This window comes from Blastococcus sp. TF02-09 (genome assembly GCF_003319105.1).
GTDB lineage: Bacteria > Actinomycetota > Actinomycetes > Mycobacteriales > Geodermatophilaceae > Blastococcus.
On sequence record NZ_QOHH01000005.1, the window covers coordinates 68,520 to 92,639 of the forward strand.

Consider the following 24,120-nt stretch of genomic DNA (forward strand, 5'->3'; position numbering starts at 1 on the left):
GGGTCCGGTGGGTCAGTCTGCCGTGGTAGTCTGGGGACAGCGAAAGGGGTCACATTCACATGGGCTTCACTGTCGGCGAGACCGTCGTCTATCCGCATCACGGTGCCGCACTGATCGAGGCGATCGAGCAGCGCACCATCAAGGGCGTCGAGAAGGCATACCTGGTGCTCAAGGTCGCCCAGGGCGACCTCACCGTCCGCGTCCCCGCGGACAACGCAGAGATCGTCGGTGTTCGCGACGTCGTGGGCCAGGAGGGCCTCAACAAGGTGTTCGAGGTGCTCCGCGCCCCGCACACCGAGGAGCCGACCAACTGGTCGCGGCGCTACAAGGCCAACCTCGAGAAGCTGGCCTCCGGTGACGTGAACAAGGTCGCCGAGGTCGTCCGCGACCTCTGGCGTCGGGACAAGGACCGCGGTCTGTCGGCCGGGGAGAAGCGCATGCTCTCCAAGGCCCGGCAGATCCTGGTCAGCGAGCTCGCGCTCGCCGAGGGCACCAACGAGGACAAGGCCGAGATCCTCCTCGACGAGGTCCTCGCCAGCTGAACGGCGTCTCCCTGAGCGCTCGAGACATCCGGACCACTCCCGTGCACGCTGCAGCGATCGTCGCAGCGGCCGGGAGTGGTTCGCGTCTGGGGGCCGATCTGCCGAAGGCGCTGGTGCCCCTCGCCGGCCGGCCGCTGGTGTGCCGGGCGGTCGACGCGCTGCTCGACGGCGGTGTCGCCGAGGTGGTGGTCGTCGTGCCGGCCGCCCAGCGCGCCCAGTTCGAGGCCGCGCTGCCCACCGGCGTCGTCGTCGTGGACGGCGGCGCCACCCGCACCGCCTCCGTGCGCGCGGGCCTGGCCGCCGTGGACCCCGCGGCGACCGCCGTGCTGGTGCACGACGCCGCCCGCCCGCTCACCCCGGCCGCCGTCGTCGTCCGCGTGCTCGAGGCGATCGCCGCCGGCGCCCCCGCGGTCGTCCCCGTGCTGCCCGTCGTCGACACCACCGTGCTGGTCGACGACGACGGCCTGGTCACCGACGCCGTGCCACGGGCTCCGCTGCGCCGCGTCCAGACCCCGCAGGGCTTCGACCGCACCACGCTCGAGGCGGCCTACGCCGGGCTCGATGCCGACGCCGACCTGACCGACGACGCCGCGGTCGTGCGCCGGGCCGGCGTGCCCGTGGCCACCGTGGCCGGCGACGAGCTGTGCGCCAAGGTCACCGTCGCCCACGACCTCGTCCTGGCCGAGCTCGTGCTGCGCTCCGACGACAGCCCGGAGGCCTCGTGGTGACCGCCCTGCCTCGGGTCGGCACCGGCACCGACGTGCACCCCGTCGAGGCCGGCCGCACGTGCTGGCTGGCCGGCCTGGAGTGGCCGGGGGTCGACGGCTGCGCCGGGCACTCCGACGGGGACGTCGTCGCGCACGCGCTCACCGACGCGGTGCTGGCCGCGGCCGGGCTGGGTGACATCGGCGGCCTGCTCGGCACGGACGACCCGCGCTGGGCCGGCGCCCGCGGTGCCGACGTCCTCGCCCACGTGCGGGAGGTGCTCGCCGCGGCGGGCTGGCAGGTGGGCAACGCGTCGGTGCAGCTGATCGGCAACAGCCCCAAGGTGGGGCCGCGCCGGACCGAGGCCGAGGCGGTGCTGTCGGCCGCGCTGGGGGCCCCGGTGAGCGTCAGCGCGACGACCACCGACGGCCTGGGTCTGACCGGCCGCGGTGAGGGCCGCGCCGCCGTCGCCACCGCCCTGGTCGTCCGCACGGGGGAGACCGGCTCTCCGCAGGCCGAGGCCGCTCCCGGCACTCCGTAGACTCCCAGCAGTGAGCCTCCGCCTGTACGACACGGCCGCCCGTGCGGTCCGCGACTTCACGCCCCTGCGTGCCGGTCAGGCATCCGTCTACGTCTGCGGGCTCACCGTGCAGGGTCCGCCGCACGTCGGCCACATCCGGGCCGCGGTCTCCTTCGACGTGCTGCGGCGCTGGCTGGAGGCCGGTGGCCTCGAGGTCACCTACGTCCGGAACGTCACCGACATCGACGACAAGATCCTGGCGAAGGCCGCCGAGCGCGACGTCCCGTGGTGGGCCTGGGCGTACCTCAACGAGCGCGCCTGCACCCGGGCCTACGACGTCCTCGGCATCCTGCCCCCCACCTACGAACCGCGGGCGACCGGGCACATCCCCGAGATGGTCGAACTCGTCCAGCGGCTCATCGACCGCGGGCACGCCTACGCCGTCGACGGCGACGTGTACTTCGACGTGCGGTCGTTCCCCTCGTACGGGGAGCTGACCGGGCAGAAGCTGGACGACCTGGAGCCCGCGGCGGACACCGACACCGACGAGCGCAAGCGCGACCCTCGCGACTTCGCGCTGTGGAAGGCGACCAAGCCCGGCGAGCCGGAGACCGCGTCGTGGGCGACGCCGTGGGGCGCCGGGCGGCCGGGCTGGCACCTGGAGTGCTCGGCGATGGCCGGCAAGTACCTGGGCGACGCCTTCGACATCCACGGCGGCGGCCTGGACCTGCGCTTCCCGCACCACGAGAACGAGCGGGCGCAGTCCTGCGCGGCCGGTGAGCGGTTCGCGCAGTACTGGATGCACAACGGCTGGGTCACCCTCGGCGGCGAGAAGATGAGCAAGTCGCTGAGCAACACCGCACTGGTCGACGAGGTCGTGCGGCGGGTCCGGCCGGTCGAGCTGCGCTACTACCTCGTCGCGCCGCACTACCGGTCGATGATCGAGTTCACCGACGCCGCGCTGGACGAGGCGGCCGCCGGCTACCGGCGGATCGAGTCGTTCGTGAAGCGTGCGGCGGAGCGGGTGGGCAGCGACGTCGACACCAGCCTCCCCGACGCGTTCCGTGCCGCGATGGACGACGACCTGGGCACCCCCGCCGCCATCGCCGCCGTCCACGAGGCGGTCCGGGACGGCAACACCGCGCTGGCCGCGGACGACGACGCGGCCACGGCCGCCGCGCTCGGCGCGGTGCGCGCGATGCTCGGCGTCCTCGGGCTGGACCCGCTCGACCCGCAGTGGGCCACCGGTGCCGACTCCGGCCTCGCCGCGGCGACCGACGGGCTCGTCGCGCTGGCGCTGGAGCAGCGCCAGGCCGCCCGCGCCCGCAAGGACTTCGCCGCCGCCGACGCGATCCGCGACCAGCTCACCACCCTCGGCGTCACCGTCGAGGACACCCCGCACGGACCCCGATGGGAGCTGACCCGCTGATGGCCGGCAACAGCCAGCGCCGCGGCCGCACGACCGGCGCAGGCAAGAAGACCGCCACGGCCGGCACCGGCGGCAAGAACCGCCGGGCGCTGGCCGGTCGCGGGGCGACCCCGCCGGCCGCCGAGCGGTACGGCCACCCCGCCCAGCGCCGGGCGCAGGCCGCCGAGCGGCAGCGTGCCGAGCGGACGCGGGCCCGCCAGCGCGCCGAGGAGGCGCCCGAGCTCCTGCTCGGTCGCAACCCCGTCGTGGAGGCGCTCCGCGCGCAGATCCCCGCGACGGCGCTCTACGTCGTCACCGGCGACACGGCCCGGGCAACCGACGAGCGGATCACCGAGGCGCTGGGGCTGGCCGCCGCCCGTGGGCTGCCGCTGCTCGAGGTGGGCAAGGCCGAGTTCGACCGGATGTCCCAGGGTGCGTTGCACCAGGGCATCGGCCTGCAGGTGCCGCCCTACGACTACGCGCACCCCGACGACCTCGTGGACCTCGCCCGGAACTCGGGGCGCCCGCCACTGCTGGTCGCGCTCGACGGCGTCACCGATCCGCGCAACCTCGGTGCCGTCGTGCGCTCGGCGGCCGCCTTCGACGCCCACGGCGTCGTGGTGCCGCAGCGCCGAGCCGTCGGCATGACGGCGTCGGCCTGGCGCACCAGCGCCGGCGCGGCCGCGCGGATCCCGGTGGCACGCGCGGTGAACCTGGCCCGCACGCTGGCCTCCTACCAGGACGCGGGCCTGCAGACGGTCGGCCTGGCCGGCGACGGCGACGTCGACCTGCACGAGTACGACGGCTTCGCCGACCCGGTCGCCCTGGTGGTGGGCGCCGAGGGCAGCGGCCTGTCGCGGCTGGTCCGGGAGAAGTGCGACGTCGTCGTGCGCATCCCCATCGACCGCGAGACCGAGTCCCTCAACGTCAGCGTCGCCGCCGGCATCGCCCTCTACGCAGCGGCGGCCGCGCGCCGCTGACCCGGCCATTGCCTCCGGGGCGGGGGGAGGAGCACACTCCGCGCCACCGCCCCCGAGGAGGCCCTCGTGCTGATCAGCCAGCTGCTCCGTCACAAGGATCCCGAGGTCGCGACCGTCGACGGCTCGGCCAGTGTCCGCTCGGCTCTCGCGCTGCTGGCGGCGAAGGGGATCGGTGCCCTGGTCGTCTCCTCCGACGGCCGCCGGGTCGACGGCATCGTCTCCGAGCGCGACGTCGCCCGCGGTCTGCACGAGCGCGGTGCGGACCTGCTCGCCGATCCGGTGTCCAGCGTGATGACCGCCGAGGTGCACGTCTGTGCGCCGGACGCGAACGTGGAGAACCTCGCGCGGACCATGACCGACCACCGCGTCCGGCACGTCCCCGTCGTAGCCGAGGGCGCGCTGGTGGGCATCGTCTCGATCGGCGACGTCGTCAAGGCGCGGCTGGACGAGCTGGAGGACGAGCGGCGCCAGCTCGTCAACTACATCCAGACCTGAGCGGGGCTCAGCCGATCAGCTGCGCCACGGTGTAGATGACCAGGCCGGCCAGGCCGCCGACGACGGTGCCGTTGACCCGGATCCACTGCAGGTCGCGGCCCACCTGCAGCTCGATGCGGCGACTGGTCTCGTCGGTGTCCCAGCGGGCGACGGTGCTGCTCACGAGGTCGGCGACGTCGCCGGAGAACCGCTCGACCAGGTAGCCGGCGACGGTGCGCGAGTGCCGCTGCACCAGTTCCCGCACGGTCGGGTCGGACTCCAGCAGCCGCGCGCCCTGCAGGATCAGCGCGGTCACGCGGGCGCGCAGCTCCGAGTCCGGGTCGGCCGCCGCGGTGAGGACGGCGGTCTTCGCGTTGGACCACAGCGAACCGGACCAGGTGCGCACCGCGGGGTGCTCGAGCAGCTCCTTCTTCAGCGCCTCCACCCGCCCCGCCGTCTCCGGGTCGGTGCGCAGCGCCTCGACGTAGGCCTTCAGGCGGGCGTCGTAGGCCCGGCGCAGCTCGTGCCGGGGGTCCGAGCCGACCTCGTCGAGGAAGTCCTGCACGCCGGCGAACACCCGGTCGAACACCCGGTCGTCCACCCAGTCGGGGACCCAGGCCGGCGTCGCGTCGCCGAGCTGGGCGCGGAAGACCAGCCGGTTGTCCTCGAGGAACCGGGACAGCAGCCGCATCGCCGCCGAGAGCACCTCCTGGTGCCGGTCGCCGTCGACGACGAGCTCCAGGGCCCGGGCGAGAGCCGGTGCGGCGGGGGTGTCGTGCAGCTTGCGCTGCACCAGCGCGGCGACGGCGGGCTCGAGGTCCTCGTCGCGGAGCAGCTCGGACACCGCCTGGAGCGCCGCGGCTGCGTCCCCGGAGAGGCGCTCGGCCCGGTCCGGTGCGGCCAGGAAGACACCGAGCCGGCCGGGGACGTCGATGGTGCCGAGCTTGTCCTCGACGACCCCGCGGGTGAGGAAGTTCTCCTGGACGAAGGTGCCCAGGCTCTCGCCGATCTGGTCCTTCTTGCGCGGGATGATCGCGGTGTGCGGGATCGGCAGCCCCAGGGGGTGCCGGAACAGGGCGGTGACGGCGAACCAGTCGGCCAGGGCGCCGACCATGGACGCCTCCGCGGTGGCCCGGACGTAGCCGACCCAGGCGCCGTGCTCCTCGCCCAGCAGTACGCAGCCGACGAAGACGGCGGCGGCCAGCAGGAACAGCCCGGTGGCCAGCCGCTTCATCCGGGCCAGGTCGCGTGCCCGCTGCGGATCGTCGAGGGAGCCGACCAACGGGAGGGACGGTCGAGGTTCCGGCACGTTCCCGAGCCTAGATAAGGGACCCTCGACCGCTCCTCCCGTCGGGGTCAGCCGGTGGACCCGAGGGTGACCTCGACGGTGCTCTCGTCCCCGCCGCGGCGGATCGTGAGCTCGACCGTGGCGCCGGGGGCCTCGCTGCGAACCGCGGCGGTCAGCTCGGTGGAGCTGGTGATCGGGCGGTCGCCCACCGCCACCACGACGTCGCCCGCCTCCAGGCCGGCCTCCGCGGCGGCGCTGTCGGCCTCCACGGAGACCACCTCGGCGCCCGTGCCCACCTCGGTGTTCCCGCCGTCGGCCGCGGTGCGGGAGCTGACCCCCAGGAACGCGCGGGTGGCCTTGCCGGTCTCCCGGATCTCGTCGCCGATGCGCTTGGCGGTGTTGCTCGGGATCGCGAAGCCGACGCCGATGTTCCCGCTCTGCGCATCGCCGCCGATGCCCCCGGAGGCGACGGTCGCGATCGCAGTGTTGATGCCGATGACCTCGCCGGCGCCGTTGACCAGCGCGCCGCCGGAGTTCCCCGGGTTGATCGCGGCGTCGGTCTGCAGCGCGTCGATGACGGTCGCGTCGTCCTGCGAGGACCCGGTCTGCACGGCCCGCCCGGTCGCGCTGATGATGCCGTCGGTGACCGTGTTGGACAGGCCCAGCGGAGCGCCGATGGCGACCGCGACGTCGCCGACCTGGACGTCGTCGGAGTCGGCGAAGGTGGCCGGGGTGAGGTTCTGCGCGCCGTCGAGCTTCAGCACGGCGATGTCGGCCGACGGGTCGGTGCCCACGACCTCGGCGTCGTAGAGGGTGCCGTCGGAGGTGCGGACCTGGACCGTCCCGCCGCCTCCGCCCTCACCGGCGACCACGTGGTTGTTGGTGAGCACGAAGCCGTCCTCGGTCAGGACGACGCCGGAGCCGCTGCCCGCGCTCGACTGGCTGGTCACGTAGACGGTGACCACGCTGGGCGCGGCCTTCGCGGCGGCCGCGGTGGCGGTCGTCGCCGACTCGGGGTTCTGGATGACGACGTTCTGCGCCGCCGTGGTCGCGGTGCCCGACCGGCCGCCGTCGTCGTCCAGGGTGGCCACGCCGGCACCGGCGGCGCCGCCGATGAGCGCGCCGGCGACGAGCCCGGCCAGACCCATGCGGACGCGGCCGCTGCGGCGGGCGGGGGCGGGGGCGGCGACCGCGACCGCGCCCGGTTCCGCCGAGCCGGCACCCGGCGGCAGCCCGCCGGAGGCGTGCGGGACGGGGGTGGTCGGCTGGCGCGGCGGGCCCCAGTAGGGCTGCCCCTGCGGCGGGGAATTGGGCGGCGGCGGGGTGTAGGGCCGGGCGTACGGCTGCCCGTACGGCGTCCCGCCGTAGGGCTGCTGCCCGGTCGGGGGCCCGTAGGGCTGGGGGTTCGCGTTCGGCTGGCCGTAGGACGGCTGCGGAGCGGTCGGCGCGCGGTCAGGACCTCCCGGCTGCTGGCCGGAGCCCTCCGCGGGCCCGACCGGTCCCGTGTGGCCCGACGATCCGGTTTCGCTCACTGGTCCTCTCCTCCCTCCGCGCGGCCATCCGGCCGGCGCGACGGTCCCACTGTCCTGCCCCGCACTGATTCGGGGCTGGAGGATCCCTGTGAAATGTCTGGACGGCTCAACGCGGGACGCGTTCCAGCAATGCCCCGCGTCCGACCAGTTCAGTGACGGCCCAGATGGCCAGCATCTCGGCGGCCAGCAGCCCGAGGAGGACCAGCAGCTGGGCGGCGCCGGCCTCCAGCGGGGTCCCGCCGCCCAGGAGGACGCCGACGAACGCGCCGGGCAGCGTCACCAGGCCGACCGTCCGCGTCTGGTCGAGGGGCGGGATGAGGGCGGAGGCCGCGGCGGTCCGGAGCACGAGGAGGACGGCGTCGCGCTGGAGCAGCCCGAGGGCGAGCGCGGCCTCCACCTCGCCGCGGCGGGACTCCAGCTCCTCGTTCAGCCGCCGGCCGGCCAGCGACGTCGCCGTCATTGCGCCCCCGATGAGGATGCCGGCGATCGGGATGACCGCCTCCCCCCGGAAGGGCACCGTCCCGCTGCCCAGGACGAGCAGCACGACGGGTGCGGCGCCGCCGGCGATCGGCAGCGCGGTCGCCAGCAACCGGTCGCGGGCGCCGGGGGAGCGCAGCGGGCGCCCCGTCACCCGCCCCGCGGCGGTGATCGCCGCGATGCCGGTCATCAGCAGGACGAAGGCCGCGGAGAGCAGCAGGGACTCGACGACGGCGAGCAGGACGGTGGAGACGACGGCCAGCTGCACCGTCGCGCGGACCGCGGCGACGAGGATCGGGCGCTCCTCACCGAGGCCGGAGAACCGGCCGGCCGCCGCGGCGAGCGCGGTGAGCACGAGCAGGACGACGGTCAGCCGCAGATCCGGGTCGACGACGGAGGAGCCCACGGGCGTGGATACTGCCGGGTACCACGGGTGGCCAGGCGGCCGGCCGTCGACGACGCCCGACCTCAGCAGGAGGACGCCCGTGCCCCGTCTCCCCGGACGGCCTGAACTGGTGCTGGCCGCGCCGTTCGCGGCCGTGCTCGCGGTCGTCGGCGGGCTCGCCCTGGAGGGCTCGGCGGTCCTCGGCCTGGGGGTCGTCACCGCACTGGTGGGTGCCGCCTGGGCGGGCGCCGCCTGGGAGGAGTCGCGGGCGGGCGAGGTGGCCCTGGTCGCCGGGGCACGGGCCGCGGCCTGGACCGTCGGTGGGCTGCTGGTCCTCTGCGGGGCCGCACTGCTCGTCGGCATGACGGTGACCCTGCTCGCCGGTGCGCTGCTCGCCGTCGCCGCCCTGGTGCTCCACCGGCCCGGCCCGCGCCGCGCCGCACCGGCCGGGGCGGCGCTCCCCGACGAGCCGGAGGGCCCGGTCCTCCTCTCCCCGCTGCACCCCGCGGCCCCGACGTTCCGCATCGGTGCGGCCGGCGTCGCCCGGGCGGTCCTCCCGCCGGTGCGGGTGCTCAGCACCCGGTCGCTGGGGGAGGAGTGGCTGCGCACGACGGCACTCCTGGACGCCGCACCCGAGCCGCTCACGCAGGAGGCGGTGGCGGCCCGGAGGGCGTCGGTCCTCGACGAGCTGGAGCGGCGCGATCCCGAGGGGATCGCGCGCTGGCTGGCGCTCGGGACGGAGCGGGGCGGCAACCCGGCGGAGTTCCTGCGCGAGGAGCCCGGCGCCGGCTGAGGGCGCCGGTCGGTACGCCACACACCGGGAACGCGTGCATGGTCGGCGATCCACGGGTAGTGCGGCCGCACGCGGCGCCCGGCAGACCGCCCGCGTCGTCGCCGCAGTTCTCCCGGAGGCCGTCCCGTGCCCGCACCGCTCGTCCGGTCAGCCCAGGTCCTCGCGCTGCTGGTCGGCGCCGCGCTCGCGGTGGTCGGTGGCCTGGCGCTGCGCGGGCCGGGGCTGGTCACCGTGCTCGTCACCGCGACGGTCGTCGGCACCGTCGCCGCCGGCTTGGCCTCCGAGGGGCCCGGCGCGGCCCGGGGTCGGATCCTGGACGCCGGCGGGCGCGCGGCCGGGTGGACCGCCGGCGTGCTGCTGGTGCTGGCCGGCCTGGCGGCGGTCGCCGGCGTCGTGGTCACCCTGCTCGTCGCCGGCGCCGTGGCGACGGCCGTGCTGGTCGTCCACCTGCGCCGCGCGCGCTCCACGGCCCCGGTCCGTCAGGAGGCGCCGGTCTCACCGCGGCCCTCGGTCCCCGAGCTCAGCTGCCGGGAGCTCGGGGAGGAGTGGCTGCAGTCCACGGCGCTGCTGGAGGCCCGCGTCGAGCCCGCGCTGCGCCGGGCGGTGGTGGATCGCCGGGTGTCCATCCTCGACGAGCTGGAGCGGCGGGACGGCACCGGCTTCGCGCGCTGGCTGGCCGAGGGGCCCACGACGAGCAGCAACCCCGCCGACCACGTGCGCGACCTCCCGGCCGCGGGCACCGGCGCCGCCTGACGGTCAGCCGGCGTCCAGCCCGCGGAGGACGAGCGAGACGGCCAGCGCGGTCATGACGACGGCGATGACGCCGTCGAGGACCCGCTAGGCCACGGGGCGCGCGAAGACCACTGGCAGCAGTGGCGGCTCCGTTCGGCGATGCTGGACCGCGTGCGCGACGCCGTCCTGACCGCCGCCCACCGGGAGCTGGCCCGGTGAGCGACCTCTCGCGGGATCGAGAACACCCGCACGTAGGCCAGGCGCAGCGGGACGCCGGCGGGCCCGGTCGGCTCGGGCTCGGGATGAGCCGCGGGCACGGCCGCGGACCAGCCGACGAGGTCTTCGCCAGTGACGCGGACCGGGTGGGCATCCGGACCTGGGCCCGGCGGGCGGGGTGGGAGGCGGTCGACGGATCCGGACGGCGGCAGAGGGTCGCCGACGAGCTGGTGCGCAGCGCGCCGGCTCGCCGGATCGGCAGCGACCACCACCCTCGCAACGTCATCGCCGGTTCCGTCGACGGCCTCGACGTGCTCGCCTTCGACATCGCCGTCTCCGCGACGACCGGGTGGATCGCGGAGTGGGCGGTGACGGCGGCTGCCGTGCCGGCCGGTGCGCCGACCGTGCGCCTGACGCCGGCCCGGCTGTGGCTGCACGACCCGGACGGCCTGGCCCGTCTCGAGACCGGCGACGAGCGCTTCGACGCGCGCTGGCGCGTGCTCGGTCGTGATGCGGGTGCCCGACAGGTGGCCGACGATGCGGCGGTCCGGCAGGCACTGCTCGCCACGGACGACGGCGACGACTTCTGGATCGCGGCCGGGCACCTCGCTGCCCTGCGACCCGACGGGCACCGGCCATTGCTGCTCGAGCACCACCTCCGACTTCTCGCGGTCATCCAGCGGGCCCTCGGGTCCGCCGCAGGCTGACGGCGCGGACCTCGTCCGGGTGCTGTCCCTAGACTCGTCGGCGGGACGTGTTCCCGTGTCCCGCCGACGTGGCGCAATTGGTAGCGCACCCGACTTGTAATCGGGCGGTTAGGGGTTCAAGTCCCCTCGTCGGCTCCGCTCCTCGACGTCCCCGGCCCGCTCGACCTCAGGGCGTTCCAGCCGACCGCCGCGGAACGCCACGATCCAGCCGACGAGCACGACGTTGACCCCGATGTCGAGGGCGCTGCCCAGCCGCGCCGCCCTCAGGTGGACGTCGTACTGCGCCTGGTCGGCCGCGCACTCCCCGGTGCAGACGCCGGGCGGCGCCGGCGAGGAATCCATCTGCATGGTCGAGGACATCTGCGACTGCTGGTCGTAGTCGTGGATCGCGCTGACCACGAGCGCGGCCGTGCCGACGACGCTGCCCGCCAGCGCGATCAGCAGCCCGGCGCCCACGACCCGCAGCGGTGAGCGGAGCGTCGGGCCGAACAGGCGACGGGCGTAGTAGATCGCCGCGAGCACCGCGAGCGCGAAGGCCGGGACCAGGGCCGCGGAGATCCACAGCCAGTAGGTGACCGGCTCCTGCGCGCGGGCGATCGCACCGACCGCGCCCTGGACCGCGGTCAGCACGAACCCGTCGGCGAACGCCATCACGACGGCGAGGACGGCGACCGTGGTCCAGGCGACCGCGCCCGGCGTGCGCCGGGCGCGGTCGGCCTCGAGCGACGGGGCGGAGGCGAGGGACACCGTCGGCCTACTTCGCGATCGTCCAGCCGAACATCATGGCGTGGTCCTCGTGGGCGAGATTGTGGCAGTGCGCCACGTAGTCGCCCTCGAAGTCCCGGAACTGGCGGTAGATGATCACCGACTCGCCCGGGTCGAGCGCCACCAGGTCCTCGCGGGAGCCGTCGTCGGGATGGGCGGCGTCGGTCTTCTGCGAGCCGTCCGGGTTGATCATCAGCTTCCCGTTCCGCATCACCGTGCGGTGCTCCTCCATGTGCAGGTGGAACGGGTGCACCCAGCCGCCGCCGCCGTTGCGGATCTCCCACAGGGCGTAGCTGTCCTTCTTGACGACTGCCTTCGGCGTCTTGCCGGCCGGGTTCTTCAGGCTGGTCACCGGGGTGCTCGGGTCGAACTCCTGACCGTTGATGAGCCACTCGGTCTCCCCGCTGCCGCTGCCGCGCTGCACCTCGAAGACCAGCCGGTTGCGCATGGCGGCGTCGAACTCGGGGGTGCCGGGCTTGAGGCGCATCTCGGGCAGCGGCCGCAGCAGCTTGCCGGGGAAGACGTTGCTGGCGTCCGGGGCCTCGGCGTCGTCCTCGATCTCGAAGGCCAGCACCGGCACCTTGTAGGTGGGGTCGGGGGAGGAGCGCGTGGAGCTGTTCAACATCCGCCCGTCCTTCATCCGCATCACGTCGGTCAGGTAGATGCGCTCGCCCTTCCGGGTGGCCCTGCCCTTCTTGCTGCCGGCGCCGTAGGTGCGGAAGTCGATCACCATCTCCCGCCGCTTGGCCGGCCACAGCTCGAAGGAGTCGCGGGTCAGCACCTTGGGCAGCAGCCCGCCGTCGGAGGCGATCTGCATCATCTGCATGCACTGCTCCCCGTCGGGGATGCGGTACTGGCCCTGCAGTTCGTCCCCGGAGAGGCCGAGGTCCCGGGCCGCCTTCGGCCCGCCCGCCGAGCTCATCAGCTTGAACTCGTAGATCCGGGCCAGGGAGCAGTCGAGGAACCGGAACCGGTACTTGCGCCGCTTGACCTTGAGCACCGGGTACGCGGTGCCGTTCACCGTGAACAGGTCGCCCACGAAGCCGTGGTTGGGGAAGTGCTTGTAGAAGGTGCGGCCCCACCACTCGGGGTGCTTGAGGTTGCCGGGGATGGGCGCGCCGTTCTCGTCGAGGAACTCCCGGTCGTGCATGTCGTGGTGCACGGTGACGCCGTCGTCCAGCCGGGCGTCGAAGAACGCCAGCGGGATGTCGTAGTCCACGCCGTTGCCGTTGGGGACGCCGGGCAGCCCGAGGCCCTTGGTCTCGTCCCCGTCGTCCAGCCCGCCGGGCTTCAAGCCGTTCGGCTTGCCCGGGGTGCCGGCGTCCGGGTTGAACTTCAGGTAGGTGGCGTCGGTCCGGTAGTCCTTGGGGTCGTAGATCGGGTAGAGGCCGACCATGCCCTTGTAGACATTGGACCCGGTCTGGTCCATCCGGTGGTCGTGGAACCAGAAGAAGCTCTGCTTCTCGGCGTCGTCGCCGCCGGCCGGCCAGTTCAGGTACAGGTTGTCGCACCACGTGCCCGGGCCGTAGCCATTGACCTCGACGTCGTCGAAGTCCTTGAAGAAGTAGTGCGGGTTGCCGTCGCTCTCCGGCGCCGTGTGGCCGTTGTGCAGGTGGGTGAGGAACGTCTTGTCCGGCGCTCCGAAGTCCATCGTCGGCAACTTCTGCGGGTTGTTCCCGAGCTGGTTCGCGAAGCGCACCAGCGCGGGACGGCCGTAGCGGGCGTGGATGGCCGGCCCGGGGAACGTGCCGGCGAACGCGTAGACGGTGCTGGCCGGCAGGAACCGGGGGACCCCTGCGGGGTAGGTCCGGCCGTCGCGGTCGAAGGAGACCGTCGGCTTCCCGTTGGCGTCGATGGGCAGCACCTTGGACGAGGTGAACGAGTGCTCGGCGATCTGCACGGGCAGGTGGTACTGGATCGGCTCCGGGTAGGGGATACCGCCGTTGCCAGCCATGATCCGCTCGTCGTCGGACCAGCACTGGTGGGCCTGGAAGGACCCGTCCTTCTTGGCGAGGCTCGACTGCTTGCCCTTGCCGGCCTCGGGCAGGCCGGAGGTCGGCTGCAGCACCGCCGGGATCGGGAGCTGGTCCTTGAAGGGTTCGAGGACCAGCGGGCTGGTCGGGAACACCTCCGTGTAGAGCGAGTCGGCCAGCTCGATCGATGCCGCGTTGAAGACGCCCTCCGGCGTGTTCAGGCCCTGCCGGGCCAGCGACGGGGCGAGCATCGAGTGGAGGGTGTAGGCGGTGGCCAGCGCCGCACCCCTGGCCCCGGTCCGGAGAACGGTGCGCCGCGACAGCTGCCGCGGAGTCGTCGGTGGGGGCGCAGCGTCGCCGGCGGGGCTGGGCTGCTGGTGGACGGTCATGGGTGGCTTCTCCCTGTGTGCACCCTGGCGGGCTGCCTGTCGAGCGGCTCGATCCTTCGCCGCCCTGCGGGCACGCCACAGGCCACCGATGGGGGGTCGGGGACCCCCTGTACTAGGGGCCGGTGAGCCTCAGTCGAAGCTGCCGGCGCCGTCCCGGCGGTAGGGCGACCTCCGCTCCACCCGGTCGCGCTCCGCGCGCTCCTCGCGCAGCCGGCCGGCGGTGCCCGGGGGATAGCCGGCCTTCACCGCCCGGTGCTCGTTCGTCTCGGTCATGAACGCCGTCGAGAACAGCAGCCCGATGAGCACCCCGCCGGCCGCTGCCGACACCCGGTAGGCCAGCGGCACCGGGGGCAGCAGGGGGCACAGGACGACGACGGGGAACAGCTGGACCAGCGCGCGGGCGAAGTGCCGCCAGATCCACGTCCGGCAGGTCGTGTCGGCCAGCACCCACGGGGAGAGCCGCCGGGGGAGGCCGCCGCCGAGGGCGTACCAGAGCCACTGCGCCGGGTTCGGCCGTTCGCTCCCCACGCGTACGACGGTATGCCCCCGCGGGCGTACGGTGACCCCCCGTGGACGAGCGACGTCTGGGGATCCTCTCCGGCCTGGCCGCCTACACGATGTGGGGCCTGTTCCCGCTCTACTTCCCGCTCCTGGAGCCCGCGGGCGGGGTGGAGATCGTCGCCCACCGGATCGTCTGGTCGTTGCTGTTCGTCGCCCTGCTGCTCACCGTCGTCCGCCGCTGGGGGCTGGTGCGGGCCGCCGTCGCCGACCGGCGGACGGTGCTGGTCCTCGCGGGCGCGTCGGTGCTCATCGCGGCGAACTGGCTGATCTTCGTCTACGGCGTGAACTCCGGCCACGTCGTCGAGACCTCGCTCGGCTACTTCATCAACCCGCTGGTGAGCGTCCTGCTCGGGGTGGTCGTCTTCGGCGAGCGGCTGCGCCGGCTGCAGTGGGTGGCGGTCGGGATCGCGGCGGTCGCGGTCGCCGTGCTCACCGTCGACTACGGCCGGCCGCCGTGGATCGCCCTGGGACTCGCGGCCAGCTTCGGCCTCTACGGGCTGATGAAGAAGGTGGTCCGGGTCGAGGCCGCGCCGGGCCTGTTCCTCGAGACGGCGGTCATGACCCTCCCGGCGATCGCGCTCCTGGGCTTCCTGCACGCCGACGGCGCGGGGACGTTCGCCGGCGCCGGGCACGCGCTGCTGCTGGCCAGCTCCGGCATCGCCACCGCCGTCCCGCTGCTGCTGTTCGCGGCGGCCGCCCGCCGGATCCCGCTGTCCACGGTCGGGCTGCTCCAGTACCTCACGCCGCTCATGCAGCTCTCGGTCGGCGTCTTCGTCTACGACGAGGCGATGCCCCCGGCGCGGCTGGCCGGATTCGCCGTCGTCTGGGTGGCCCTGGCGGTCTTCACCGCCGACAGCCTGCGACACGCCCGTGCAGGGACACGCCGGTCGATTCCGGAGGTCGTCCCGGCCGGATTGTGACCTCCGCCGCCGTCCGCGCGCGGCGCCGCCGCGCTGCCCGGAACTGTCGGAGGTCCCCTCTAGCGTTCCTCTCGAGCCGCCCGCACCACGGGTCGGCCCGGTCCAGCAGGAGGCGCACGAGCATGACCACCGACCTCGCCGCGGCGGCCTCGGCAGCCCGCGACGACGACGCCGCGGAGGCCGTTGCACCGGCATCCGTGCAGGTCACAGCCCCGGGGCTCACCGCCCGCGAGCTGGCGATGCTCGCCTTCGAGCGGCAGTGGTGGCGGGCGGCCGGCGCCAAGGAGACGGCGATCCGCGACCGTTTCGGCCTGAGCCCGACCCGCTACTACCAGGTGCTCAACGCCCTGGTCGACCGGTCGGAGGCGCTGGCGGCCGACCCCCTGCTGGTCCGCAGGTTGCGGCGGGTGCGCGCGGCACGGCAACGGACGCGTCCGTCCCGAGGTCCTGGGCATCGAGAGTGACAAGCATTAGATTCCGTCACCGTGGGCAGGCACGCGGGATCAGGCAGTGACGGGATGAGTGCTCCGGTGGCCGGTGGCCGCCGTCGGACGGATGCTCCCGGCGCCCTCTGGCGCGGGGTTCCTGACGCCGGGCTGGGCGAGCACCCGACCGCTCCCGGACGCGATCGCGCCCGCCTGAACCCGGCCCCCTCGCGCCGCCCCACCGCCGCCGCCGTGGCGAACCGGCCGGCCGAGCCGGGTGCCCCCGTGTCCCGCGCGCGCCTGCCCCTGCCTCCGGTCCCGGTCTCCTCGCGCCCCTCGGCGCCGCTGGAGGAGCGCGCCGGAGCGCTCGCCGAGAGCCTCCGCGCCGCCGAGGCCGCCGCCGCCCGCCGCAAGAGCGTGTGGGTCGACGACGACGCCGCGCCCGCGAGCACCGGCCCGACCGGCATCGGCAGCGGCGCTCCCGCGCCCCGCCTCCCGCGGCAGGCCGGCGGGAGCTCCGACGCCCGCTACGGCGACTGGACCAAGCCCTCCCGCTCCGGCGAGCTGCCCTCGGAGGAGGAGATGCGGGCGGCGCTCGCGCCCGTCCCCGCCACCTCGCTCATCCCCGAGCGCTCCGTCGCCCAGCGCGACGAGGACATCCCCGACCTCGACGAGGAGACCCCGGCGCGTCCCGCCCGCGGCTCCTCGCGTGCCGCCGTCGGTGGCCGCGCCGCGCTCCGCGCCGAGCGGCAGGCGGCCGACGACGCCCGCCGGCGGGCCGCCAAGGAGAACGGCATCACCCTGCTGGACGACGAGCCCCGTCGGGCCCCGCGCCGCGTGGCCAAGGGTCTGGTCGCCATGGGCGTCGTCGCCCTGGGTGTGCTCGGCGTCTACCAGGTGACCTCGCCCAAGACCGACGAGGCCGCCGCCTCGACGCGCACCACCCCCGCGACCACGTCGGTCGCCCCCGTCACGCCGCTGCCCCCGCTGCCCGAGCTCGACACGGGGGCCGAGACGGTCCCCGTGGAGGAGGTCGCGCCGAGCGCCCCGGTGCGCGTGCCGCTCGCCGTGCTCAACGCCACCGACGTCACCGGCCTGGCCGCCAAGATCTCGGGCGTCGTGGTCGGCGGCGGCTGGGAGGCCGCGGGCGTCGGCGCCTACAACGGCGACGACGTGCCCGCCACGACCGTCTACTACACCGAGGGCGACGAGACGCAGCGCCAGGCGGCCCTGCAGCTGGTCGAGCAGTTCCCGCAGCTGCAGGGGCCGGCGCCGCGCTTCTTCGAGCTGCCCGCCGAGGTCGACGCCTCGAGCCTGGTCATCGTCGCCGCCGGCGAGTGGGTGCCCTGATCTCCGCTGGTTGACCGCCTGCGGAACACCCCCCGCACGCCGTCCGTTGGCCGGTTCGTGCGTCGCTCCCGCGGGCTCGTGCGTCCGCGCCCCGGCGCCCGGCGCGCGCTCGCCGTCCTCCTGCCCCTGGTCGCCGGCGCCGTCCTCGCCGGGGCCGCCCCCGCCGCGGCCGCCGACGGCGTCCGCACGGAGGACGCCCGGATCTCCAGCGGATCGGGTGCCGACGCGGTGGAGCTGGACACGACGCTGTACCTGCCGGCCGGGGACGAGCTGCCGGCGCCCGCGGTGGTGCTCGCGCACGGCTTCGGAGGCAGCAAGCAGTCCGTGGCCGACGACGCCCGCGCGATGGCCGGGCGCGGCTACGTCGTCCTCACCTTCTCCGCGCGCGGGTTCGGCGACAGCACGGGGCAGATCGGGCTGGTCGACCCGGACCGCGAGGGAGCCGACCTCGGCACGCTGGTCGACGTCCTCGCCGAGCGGGACGACGTCGTCCAGGACGGCGACGGGGACCCGCGGGTCGGCGTCGCCGGGGCCTCCTACGGCGGCGCCCTGGCGCTGCTCGGCGCGGCCTACGACGAGCGCATCGACGCCATCGCACCGCAGATCACCTGGCACTCGCTGACCTCGGCGCTGTTCCCGTCGCAGACCGGCGCGGTGCCCGCCGGCACCCCGGCGGCGACACCGCAGGGCGACACCGGCGTCTACAAGCGGCTGTGGTCCGGGCTCTTCTTCGGCCTGGGTGCGGCGCCGTCGGGCGACCTGCTCGACGTGCTCGGCGGATCCGGCCTCCAGGACGGCGGACCGGTGCCGGCCGGCGTCGGCGCCGACAACGTCAGCCAGGCGCTCACCTGCGGCCGGTTCAGCGCCGAGGTGTGCGCGGCCTACCAGTCCGCCGCCTCGACCGGGACGCTGACGCCCGAGGCCGCCGCGGTGCTCGACCGCGGCAGCCCGGCCGGTGTCCTGGACCGGATCACCGCGCCGACGCTGCTGATCCAGGGCACCCAGGACTCGCTCTTCGGGCTGGGCGAGGCCGACGCCAACGCCCGGGGGATCGCCGCGAACGGCACGCCGGTGCAGGTGCTCTGGTACGCCGGCGGGCACGACACCCCGGCCTCCGACCGGGTCGCCGGCGATCTGCGCGACGCCGTCGGCGACTGGTTCGACGTGCACCTGCGCGGAGGGGACGCCGAGCTCGCCCCCTTCGCCTTCCCCGCACCCACAGGCCTGGGCACCGCGGGCACCGTGGGGCGCGTCCAGGGCGGCACCCGCACGGTCACCGCCGACGGCTATCCCGGTCTCGACGGCGGGGAGCCCGTCCGCCGGACCGGCATCGAGCTGACCGGGTCCCTGCAGCCGGTGGTCAACCCGGCCGGTGGGACGCCGGCGGCCCTGACGACGGTGCCCGGGCTGGGTGCGCTGACCGCGGCGCTCTCCGGGACGACGCTGGAGATCCCCGGGCAGTCGGCGAGCTTCGAGAGCGCGCCGCTGGACGCCGCGGTCGAGGTGGTGGGCGCCCCGACGGTGACGCTCGACGTCTCCTCGGAGAGCGGCTCGGCCACGCTGTTCGCGAAGCTGTACGACGTCGCGCCCGGCGGCGCCACCGTGCTGCCGGCCGGCCTCGTGGCGCCGCTGCAGCTCACCGGCCTGTCCACGGACCCGGCGCGGGCCACGACGGTGGAGGTGACGCTCCCCGCGGTCGTGCACCGCTTCGAGGCCGGCCACACGATGCGGGTCGTGGTCTCCTCGACCGACCAGGGCTTCGCCCTCCCGGCCCAGCCGGCCGTCTACTCCGTGGCCCTGGCCGACGCCGGAGCCGGCGTGAGCGTGCCCCAGGTGGCCGGCACGGTCGAGTCGGCCGGTGGGACGTCCCGCTGGTGGCTGCTCCTCGGCGGCCTGGTGCTCCTCGGCCTGCTGGGCTGGGGTGCCGCGTGGCTGGTCGGACGGCGCCGCGACCGGCTGGTCAGCGCGGTCGAGCCCGACGGCGAGGACGTGCCGCTGCGCTTCGAGGGCGTGACGAAGGCCTACCAGGACGGCTTCGTGGCGGTGCGCGACCTCTCCTTCGAGGTCCGCCGCGGCCAGGTGCTGGGCCTGCTCGGCCCGAACGGCGCCGGCAAGACGACGTCGCTGCGCATGCTCATGGGGCTGATCCAGCCCACGGAGGGGCGGATCAGCGTGTTCGGCCACGCTGCGCGGCCCGGCGCCCCGGTGCTGTCCCGGCTGGGCTCGTTCGTCGAGGGCACCGGTCTGCTGCCGCACCTCTCGGGCCGGCAGAACCTGCGGCTGTACTGGGCCGCGACCGGGCGCCCGGCAGAGGACGCGCACATGGAGGAGGCGATCGAGGTCGCCGGCCTCGGTGCCGCCCTGGACCGGCCGGTGCGCCGCTACAGCCAGGGCATGCGGCAGCGCGTCGCGATCGCCCAGGCGATGCTGGGCCTGCCCGACCTGCTGGTGCTCGACGAGCCGACCAACGGGCTGGACCCGCCGCAGATCCACGCGATGCGCGACGTGCTGCGCTCCTACGCCGCGACCGGGCGCACGGTCATCGTCTCCAGCCACCTGCTCAGCGAGATCGAGCAGACCTGCAGCCACGTCGTCGTCATGGCCAAGGGGCAGAAGATCGCGCAGGGCACGGTGGAGGAAATCGTGGGCGCGGGCGGCGCGGTGCTCGTGGGGGTGGCCGAGGCCGACACCGACCGGGCGATCGCCGTCCTCGAGGCGCTCCCGGGCGTCACCGCCGCGCGCACCGACGACGGCCTGGTGGCCGACCTGGACGGCCACGGCCGTGCCGCGGCGCTGCAGGCGCTCGTGGCGGCCGGGATCGCCGTCGACCAGTTCACGCCGCGCCGTCGGCTCGAGGACGCCTTCCTGGCGCTGGTGGGGGAGTCATGACGGACCGGAGCGGTGCAGCGGTGGGGTACCGGCCCGGGCGCACCCTGCGGCTGGCCGTGGAGCTGCGCCGGCAGTTCGCCCGGCGCCGCACCCTCGGCGTCGGCGCGCTCATGGTCGCCCTCCCGCTGCTGCTCATCGCCGCGCTGGAGCTCGGGGCCGGTGAGGACGCCGGCGAGAACGACCGGATCAACCTGGTCGACGTCGCCACCGCCAGCGGGCTGAACTTCACGCTGTTCGTGCTGTTCGCGACCACCGGCTTCTTCCTGGTGGTCGTCTACGCGCTGTTCTTCGGCGACACCGTGGCCAGCGAGGCCCAGTGGGGGGCGCTGCGGTACACGCTGGCGACCCCGGTGCCCCGGATGCGGCTGCTCCGGCAGAAGTGGCTGGCGGCCCTGGTGCTCTCGGTCGGGGCGCTGCTCACCCTCACCGCCGTCTCGGTGCTGGCCGGCTCGCTCGCGTTCGGGTTCGGGCCCATCGAGACCCCGGTCGGGGTCACGCTGTCCCAGGGCGAGGGGTTCGTGCGCCTGGCCGGGATGCTCGGCTACCTCGCCGTCCACCTGCTGGTCGTGGGCACGCTGGCGTTCTGGTTCTCCACCATCACCGACGCGCCGCTGGCCGCCGTCGGTGGCGCGGTGTTCACGATGTTCGTCTTCGCGATCCTCGACCAGGTCGAGCAGCTGGGCTCGCTGCGCGACTGGTTCCCGACCGCGGAGGAGTTCGCCTGGACCGACCTGCTCCAGACACCGGTGCAGGACGGCGACCTGTTCCGCGGGGTCGTCCAGTCGCTGGTCTACGCCGCCGTCTTCACCGCGCTGGGCTTCCGGCACTTCGCCCGCCGCGACGTCACCAGCTAGGCCGCGCGCCGGAAGCGCATGTCCATCCAGAGCGCCCAGTTGCCCGGGGACGCCTCGCGCTCCCAGCGCGTCGTCATCAGGTCGGCACCGGCGTGGGGGTCGAACCACGAACGGACGCCGTCGGCACGCCGGAGCAGCCGCCCGTCCGGCTGGGGGACCAGCGCCGTCAGCGACGGCGAGTCACCCGCGTCGAACGCGTGCATCTGCCAGCCGCCGGTCGCGGCGTCCACCCCGCCGATCAGCTCGTGCGTCAGCACGTGCTCGGCTCCGATGACCACATCCACCTCGTGGGCGATCCACCAGCCGCCGGGCAGCCAGCGGTAGACGTCGGTGCCGTCGATCGACGCGGACACTGCGCCTGCGGCGCCGTGGACGGTGCCCGAGGTCTGCCAGCGCCCGATCAGTGGGGCGAGGCGGCTCATGTGCGCAGTGGGCATGCGAGGGAGACCGGCCCCGGTGGCGGCACTCATCGGTCCCCGTCACAGGCTCGCCCGGACCGCCTGCGCCCAGCCCTCGCCCATCGGGGCGTCCGTGGCGACGGCGTTGGGGACGGCGGCGATCCGGTCGGCCATGCCGTCGACCGCCGCGCCGTTGGCGGTGATCCACAGCCGGCCCACGGCGGGCGCCATCTCCAGGTCGCTCACGCTGTCGCCGATCGCCACCGCGTCGGCCGGGTCGATGCCGCGGCGCTCGAGGTCCCAGGCGATCGCCGCGCCCTTGGAGATGCCGCGCGGCATCAGGTGGTAGACCCGCGGCGGCGCCGGGTCGGGGTCCAGGGTCATCCGCGAGGTGACAGGAAGGGCGCCATTGTCCTTGAGCGTCAGCCAGCCGGCGCCCCGCTCGGCCAGCCACGCGTCGACGGCGACGGGGTCGACCCGGCCGCGCAGCAGCGCGTCGGTGTCGTGGGTCGTGTGCCAGGGCGCGTGCCACTCCAGCCGGCCCGGGTGGGCGGCGAACAGCTCCTCCAGGACCCCGAGGGACGCCATGACCTCCATCGGCGTGCGGCCGGCGTGCTCGGCGGGCAGCTCGCCGGTGAACCGGTGGGTGCCCCGCCCGCCGTCCCAGCTCAGCATCGCGCCCAGCTCGGCGATGGCGCCGTCGGCGGCGAAGATGCGCGCCGCCTCGACGACCTGCTCGAACGTCCGGCCGCTGACCAGCACCAGCGGGACGGCGGCGCGGTGCAGCTCCAGGAGCGCCGTCGCCGGATCGGCGGTGAGGTCGCGGCCCGCGGTGTGCCAGAACGACCCCCGCGGTCCCACCATCGTGCCGTCGAGGTCGGTGTAGACGATCCGCGCTGCCACCCGCCCATCCTGTCCGCCGCCCGCCCCACGCCGGCGGGTGGGTACAGTGCGGAGGTTCACTCATCCAGAGGGGCAGAGGGACACGGCCCGATGAAGCCCCGGCAACCGCCGACTGCGCGCCTGCGCAGCGGGAGGTGCCAATTCCGTCCCGCGCGGCTCGACGGCCCGACGCGGGAAAGATGAGGAGGTAGTCGTCGCATGACACTGACCGCTCCGGGCTCTCTCCAGGCCGACTCGTCCGCCGGCGGCCCCGTGCCGCCGTGTCCGGCGCGCGGGCTGATCTGCCGCAACTGCGGCGCCACCTTCGGCCTCATCGCCGAGCACGCCTGCGCCGAGTGCTTCGGCCCGCTGGAGGTCGACTACGACCCCGAGCTGATGAAGGCCGTCACCCGCGAGCAGATCGAGGCCGGTCCGCAGAACATCTGGCGCTACGTCGCGCTGCTGCCGGTGGGGCAGGACCCCGCCTCCCGCGTCTCGCTCGACCCGGGCATGACTCCGCTGGTGCGGGCCGACCGCCTCGCCGAGGAGCTCGGCCTCACCGGCGGGCTGTGGGTCAAGGACGACTCGGCGAACCCGACGCACTCGTTCAAGGACCGCGTCGTGAGCCTCGCCGCCACCGCCGCCAAGGGCCTCGGCTACACGAAGATCGCCGCCGCCTCGACGGGCAACCTGGCCAACTCGGTCGCCGCGCACGCCGCCCGCGTGGGGCTGCCCTCCTTCGTGTTCATCCCCTCTGACCTCGAGCCCGGCAAGGTCGTGCAGTCCGCGGTCTACGGCCAGACGCTGGTCGCCGTGGACGGCTCCTACGACGACGTCAACCGGCTGACCAGCGAGCTCGCCGAGACCGACGAGTTCGAGGACACCGCCTTCGTCAACCAGAACGTGCGGCCCTACTACGCCGAGGGCTCCAAGACCATGGGCTACGAGCTCGCCGAGCAACTCGGCTGGCGCATCCCGGCCCAGGTCGTCATCCCGATGGCGTCGGGCTCGCTGCTCACCAAGGTGGACAAGGCGTTCCGCGAGCTCACCGCCGCGGGCATCGTCGAGGCCTCCGAGTGGACGATCTTCGGTGCGCAGTCGGCCGGGTGCGACCCCATCGCCACGGCCTTCGACAACGGGTGGGACGTCGTCAAGCCGGTGAAGCCCACGGGCATCGCCAAGTCGCTGAACATCGGCAACCCCGCCGACGGCCCGTACGCGCTCGACGCCATCCGCCGCACCGGCGGGGCCGTGGGTCGCGTGGGCGACGCCGAGATCGTGCAGGGCATCCGCGACCTGGCCCGCACCACGGGCGTCTTCGCCGAGACCGCGGGTGGCGTCACCGTCGCCGTCCTCCGGCGGCTGGTGGAGGACGGGCGGCTGGACCCCGCCAAGGAGACCGTCGTCCTCAACACCGGTGAGGGCCTCAAGACCCTCGACCCGCTGGAGCCGGTCGTCGGCCCGACGCACCGCGTGCAGCCCTCGCTGGCGTCCTCCCGCGAGGCCGGCCTGATCGGCTGACCGCCGCGGTCGTCACCGGAACGTGTGACGACGATTCGCTGGATCCGGGAACGCGTCGTGCGCCATAAGAGTGTGCTAGAGGTCACTCTGTTGTAGGTTCCGCGCGGTTCTTTTCTCCTCGTTCGTGTTCGCGGGCGGAAGAGAGGCCTCGTCCCACCACACGGGTGGGGCGACCGCACGCACGACCGTGGGAGCACACGTGGCACAGGGCACCGTGAAGTGGTTCAACGCCGAGAAGGGCTTCGGCTTCATCGCCGTCGACGGGGGTCAGGACGTCTTCGTCCACTACTCGGCCATCCAGATGGACGGCTACAAGTCCCTCGACGAGGGGCAGCGGGTGGAGTTCGAGGTCGTCCAGGGGGCGAAGGGTCCGCAGGCCGACGGCGTCCGCGTCGCCTGAGCACCACCGCGCTCCCGAGGCCCGGCCCCCCGTG

The 24,120-nt window shown here is 74.4% G+C and carries 24 protein-coding genes, 1 tRNA gene and 1 riboswitch; of the genes, 17 read left to right on the plus strand and 8 right to left on the minus strand.

What is annotated here, in order from left to right; translation table 11 throughout:
• Positions 1–59 precede the first annotated feature (59 nt).
• The 6 genes from DQ239_RS09210 (at position 60) to DQ239_RS09235 (ending at position 4,650) form a co-directional block, all read left to right on the plus strand.
• Complete coding sequence (locus DQ239_RS09210) at positions 60–542, plus strand: CarD family transcriptional regulator (protein ID WP_091767428.1); 483 nt, start codon at positions 60–62, stop codon at positions 540–542.
• Between the two features lie 41 nt (positions 543–583).
• Positions 584–1,270: a 2-C-methyl-D-erythritol 4-phosphate cytidylyltransferase gene (gene ispD, locus DQ239_RS09215; protein WP_113834123.1), complete on the plus strand. Its 687-nt coding sequence runs from the start codon at positions 584–586 to the stop codon at positions 1,268–1,270.
• Positions 1,267–1,788 (plus strand): 2-C-methyl-D-erythritol 2,4-cyclodiphosphate synthase, encoded by a 522-nt coding sequence (gene ispF / locus DQ239_RS09220; protein ID WP_233488989.1) that lies wholly within the window; start codon positions 1,267–1,269, stop codon positions 1,786–1,788. The genes ispD and ispF overlap by 4 nt, the downstream gene beginning before the upstream one ends.
• Before the next feature lie 10 nt (positions 1,789–1,798).
• Positions 1,799–3,196 (plus strand): cysteine--tRNA ligase, encoded by a 1,398-nt coding sequence (gene cysS / locus DQ239_RS09225; RefSeq protein WP_113834125.1) that lies wholly within the window; start codon positions 1,799–1,801, stop codon positions 3,194–3,196.
• Positions 3,196–4,155 carry a 23S rRNA (guanosine(2251)-2'-O)-methyltransferase RlmB gene (gene rlmB / locus DQ239_RS09230; protein WP_113834126.1) on the plus strand — a complete coding sequence of 320 codons (960 nt, stop codon included), beginning with the start codon at positions 3,196–3,198 and terminating at the stop codon, positions 4,153–4,155. The genes cysS and rlmB overlap by 1 nt, the downstream gene beginning before the upstream one ends.
• Before the next feature lie 66 nt (positions 4,156–4,221).
• Positions 4,222–4,650: a CBS domain-containing protein gene (locus DQ239_RS09235; protein WP_113834127.1), complete on the plus strand. Its 429-nt coding sequence runs from the start codon at positions 4,222–4,224 to the stop codon at positions 4,648–4,650.
• Between the two features lie 7 nt (positions 4,651–4,657).
• Here DQ239_RS09235 and DQ239_RS09240 read toward each other — a convergent pair whose 3' ends face one another.
• From DQ239_RS09240 to DQ239_RS09250, 3 genes are all read right to left on the minus strand, one after another.
• Positions 4,658–5,938: a DUF445 domain-containing protein gene (locus tag DQ239_RS09240; RefSeq protein WP_233488992.1), complete on the minus strand. Its 1,281-nt coding sequence runs from the start codon at positions 5,936–5,938 to the stop codon at positions 4,658–4,660.
• Between the two features lie 47 nt (positions 5,939–5,985).
• The gene (locus tag DQ239_RS09245) at positions 5,986–7,449 is read right to left on the minus strand and encodes a trypsin-like peptidase domain-containing protein (protein WP_233488994.1); all 1,464 of its coding nucleotides are present in this window, start codon (positions 7,447–7,449) and stop codon (positions 5,986–5,988) included.
• 106 nt (positions 7,450–7,555) lie between these two features.
• The gene (locus tag DQ239_RS09250) at positions 7,556–8,332 is read right to left on the minus strand and encodes an ABC transporter permease (protein ID WP_199582813.1); all 777 of its coding nucleotides are present in this window, start codon (positions 8,330–8,332) and stop codon (positions 7,556–7,558) included.
• Between the two features lie 79 nt (positions 8,333–8,411).
• On the opposite strand from DQ239_RS09250, the gene DQ239_RS20605 reads away from it, so the two are divergent.
• The 4 genes from DQ239_RS20605 to DQ239_RS09265 all read left to right on the plus strand — a co-directional run bounded on the left by DQ239_RS20605 (position 8,412) and on the right by DQ239_RS09265 (position 10,894).
• Positions 8,412–9,104, plus strand: a complete 693-nt coding sequence (locus DQ239_RS20605) for a hypothetical protein (protein ID WP_199582815.1) — start codon at positions 8,412–8,414, stop codon at positions 9,102–9,104.
• Between the two features lie 126 nt (positions 9,105–9,230).
• Positions 9,231–9,857, plus strand: coding sequence for a hypothetical protein (locus tag DQ239_RS09255; protein ID WP_113834129.1), 627 nt, complete (start codon positions 9,231–9,233; stop codon positions 9,855–9,857).
• A 194-nt stretch (positions 9,858–10,051) separates the two neighbouring features.
• A complete protein-coding gene (locus tag DQ239_RS09260) occupies positions 10,052–10,759 on the plus strand; it encodes a hypothetical protein (protein WP_147252060.1) in 708 nt (235 codons plus the stop codon).
• Between the two features lie 62 nt (positions 10,760–10,821).
• Positions 10,822–10,894 (plus strand) — tRNA-Thr (locus DQ239_RS09265).
• Here DQ239_RS09265 and DQ239_RS09270 read toward each other — a convergent pair.
• The 3 genes from DQ239_RS09270 to DQ239_RS09280 all read right to left on the minus strand — a co-directional run bounded on the left by DQ239_RS09270 (position 10,868) and on the right by DQ239_RS09280 (position 14,414).
• The gene (locus tag DQ239_RS09270) at positions 10,868–11,506 is read right to left on the minus strand and encodes a hypothetical protein (protein WP_113834131.1); all 639 of its coding nucleotides are present in this window, start codon (positions 11,504–11,506) and stop codon (positions 10,868–10,870) included. The two genes, DQ239_RS09265 and DQ239_RS09270, sit on opposite strands and share 27 nt — an antisense overlap.
• 7 nt (positions 11,507–11,513) lie before the next feature.
• Positions 11,514–13,886, minus strand: a complete 2,373-nt coding sequence (locus DQ239_RS09275) for a multicopper oxidase domain-containing protein (protein WP_113834132.1) — start codon at positions 13,884–13,886, stop codon at positions 11,514–11,516.
• 129 nt (positions 13,887–14,015) lie between these two features.
• A complete protein-coding gene (locus tag DQ239_RS09280; RefSeq protein WP_113834133.1) occupies positions 14,016–14,414 on the minus strand; it encodes a DUF5313 family protein in 399 nt (132 codons plus the stop codon).
• A gap of 41 nt (positions 14,415–14,455) precedes the next feature.
• Here DQ239_RS09280 and rarD point away from each other — a divergent pair, with 41 nt between their 5' ends.
• From rarD to DQ239_RS09305, 5 genes are all read left to right on the plus strand, one after another.
• Complete coding sequence (gene rarD / locus DQ239_RS09285; RefSeq protein ID WP_113834134.1) at positions 14,456–15,367, plus strand: EamA family transporter RarD; 912 nt, start codon at positions 14,456–14,458, stop codon at positions 15,365–15,367.
• A 122-nt stretch (positions 15,368–15,489) separates the two neighbouring features.
• Positions 15,490–15,831: a DUF3263 domain-containing protein gene (locus DQ239_RS09290; protein ID WP_113834135.1), complete on the plus strand. Its 342-nt coding sequence runs from the start codon at positions 15,490–15,492 to the stop codon at positions 15,829–15,831.
• Between the two features lie 246 nt (positions 15,832–16,077).
• Positions 16,078–17,142, plus strand: a complete 1,065-nt coding sequence (locus DQ239_RS09295) for a LytR C-terminal domain-containing protein (RefSeq protein ID WP_147252062.1) — start codon at positions 16,078–16,080, stop codon at positions 17,140–17,142.
• A 78-nt stretch (positions 17,143–17,220) separates the two neighbouring features.
• Positions 17,221–20,031, plus strand: coding sequence for an alpha/beta fold hydrolase (locus DQ239_RS09300; RefSeq protein ID WP_233488995.1), 2,811 nt, complete (start codon positions 17,221–17,223; stop codon positions 20,029–20,031).
• The gene (locus DQ239_RS09305) at positions 20,028–20,885 is read left to right on the plus strand and encodes an ABC transporter permease subunit (RefSeq protein WP_113834138.1); all 858 of its coding nucleotides are present in this window, start codon (positions 20,028–20,030) and stop codon (positions 20,883–20,885) included. Before DQ239_RS09300 ends, DQ239_RS09305 begins: the two co-directional genes overlap by 4 nt.
• On the opposite strand, the gene DQ239_RS09310 is transcribed toward DQ239_RS09305, so the two are convergent.
• A complete protein-coding gene (locus DQ239_RS09310) occupies positions 20,882–21,307 on the minus strand; it encodes a hypothetical protein (protein WP_113834139.1) in 426 nt (141 codons plus the stop codon). The two genes, DQ239_RS09305 and DQ239_RS09310, sit on opposite strands and share 4 nt — an antisense overlap.
• 57 nt (positions 21,308–21,364) lie before the next feature.
• Positions 21,365–22,186 carry an HAD hydrolase family protein gene (locus DQ239_RS09315; RefSeq protein ID WP_113834140.1) on the minus strand — a complete coding sequence of 274 codons (822 nt, stop codon included), beginning with the start codon at positions 22,184–22,186 and terminating at the stop codon, positions 21,365–21,367.
• 57 nt (positions 22,187–22,243) lie between these two features.
• A riboswitch (SAM riboswitch) is annotated at positions 22,244–22,372 on the plus strand.
• Between the two features lie 12 nt (positions 22,373–22,384).
• Between DQ239_RS09315 and thrC the strand changes: the two genes are divergently transcribed.
• Both thrC and DQ239_RS09325 read left to right on the plus strand, forming a co-directional pair.
• The gene (thrC, locus tag DQ239_RS09320) at positions 22,385–23,686 is read left to right on the plus strand and encodes a threonine synthase (RefSeq protein ID WP_199582817.1); all 1,302 of its coding nucleotides are present in this window, start codon (positions 22,385–22,387) and stop codon (positions 23,684–23,686) included.
• Positions 23,687–23,885: 199 nt separating this feature from the next.
• Positions 23,886–24,086: a cold-shock protein gene (locus DQ239_RS09325; protein WP_113834141.1), complete on the plus strand. Its 201-nt coding sequence runs from the start codon at positions 23,886–23,888 to the stop codon at positions 24,084–24,086.
• Positions 24,087–24,120 lie beyond the last annotated feature (34 nt).

Coding starts and splice junctions, on each gene's coding strand:
- thrC (WP_199582817.1), top strand. CDS start 22,385: ATGACACTGACCGCTCCGGGCTCTCTCCAGGCCGACTCGTCCGCCGGC.
- DQ239_RS09310 (WP_113834139.1), bottom strand. CDS start 21,307: ATGAGCCGCCTCGCCCCACTGATCGGGCGCTGGCAGACCTCGGGCACC.
- DQ239_RS09290 (WP_113834135.1), top strand. CDS start 15,490: ATGACCACCGACCTCGCCGCGGCGGCCTCGGCAGCCCGCGACGACGAC.
- rlmB (WP_113834126.1), top strand. CDS start 3,196: ATGGCCGGCAACAGCCAGCGCCGCGGCCGCACGACCGGCGCAGGCAAG.
- DQ239_RS09275 (WP_113834132.1), bottom strand. CDS start 13,886: ATGACCGTCCACCAGCAGCCCAGCCCCGCCGGCGACGCTGCGCCCCCA.
- DQ239_RS09305 (WP_113834138.1), top strand. CDS start 20,028: ATGACGGACCGGAGCGGTGCAGCGGTGGGGTACCGGCCCGGGCGCACC.
- DQ239_RS09210 (WP_091767428.1), top strand. CDS start 60: ATGGGCTTCACTGTCGGCGAGACCGTCGTCTATCCGCATCACGGTGCC.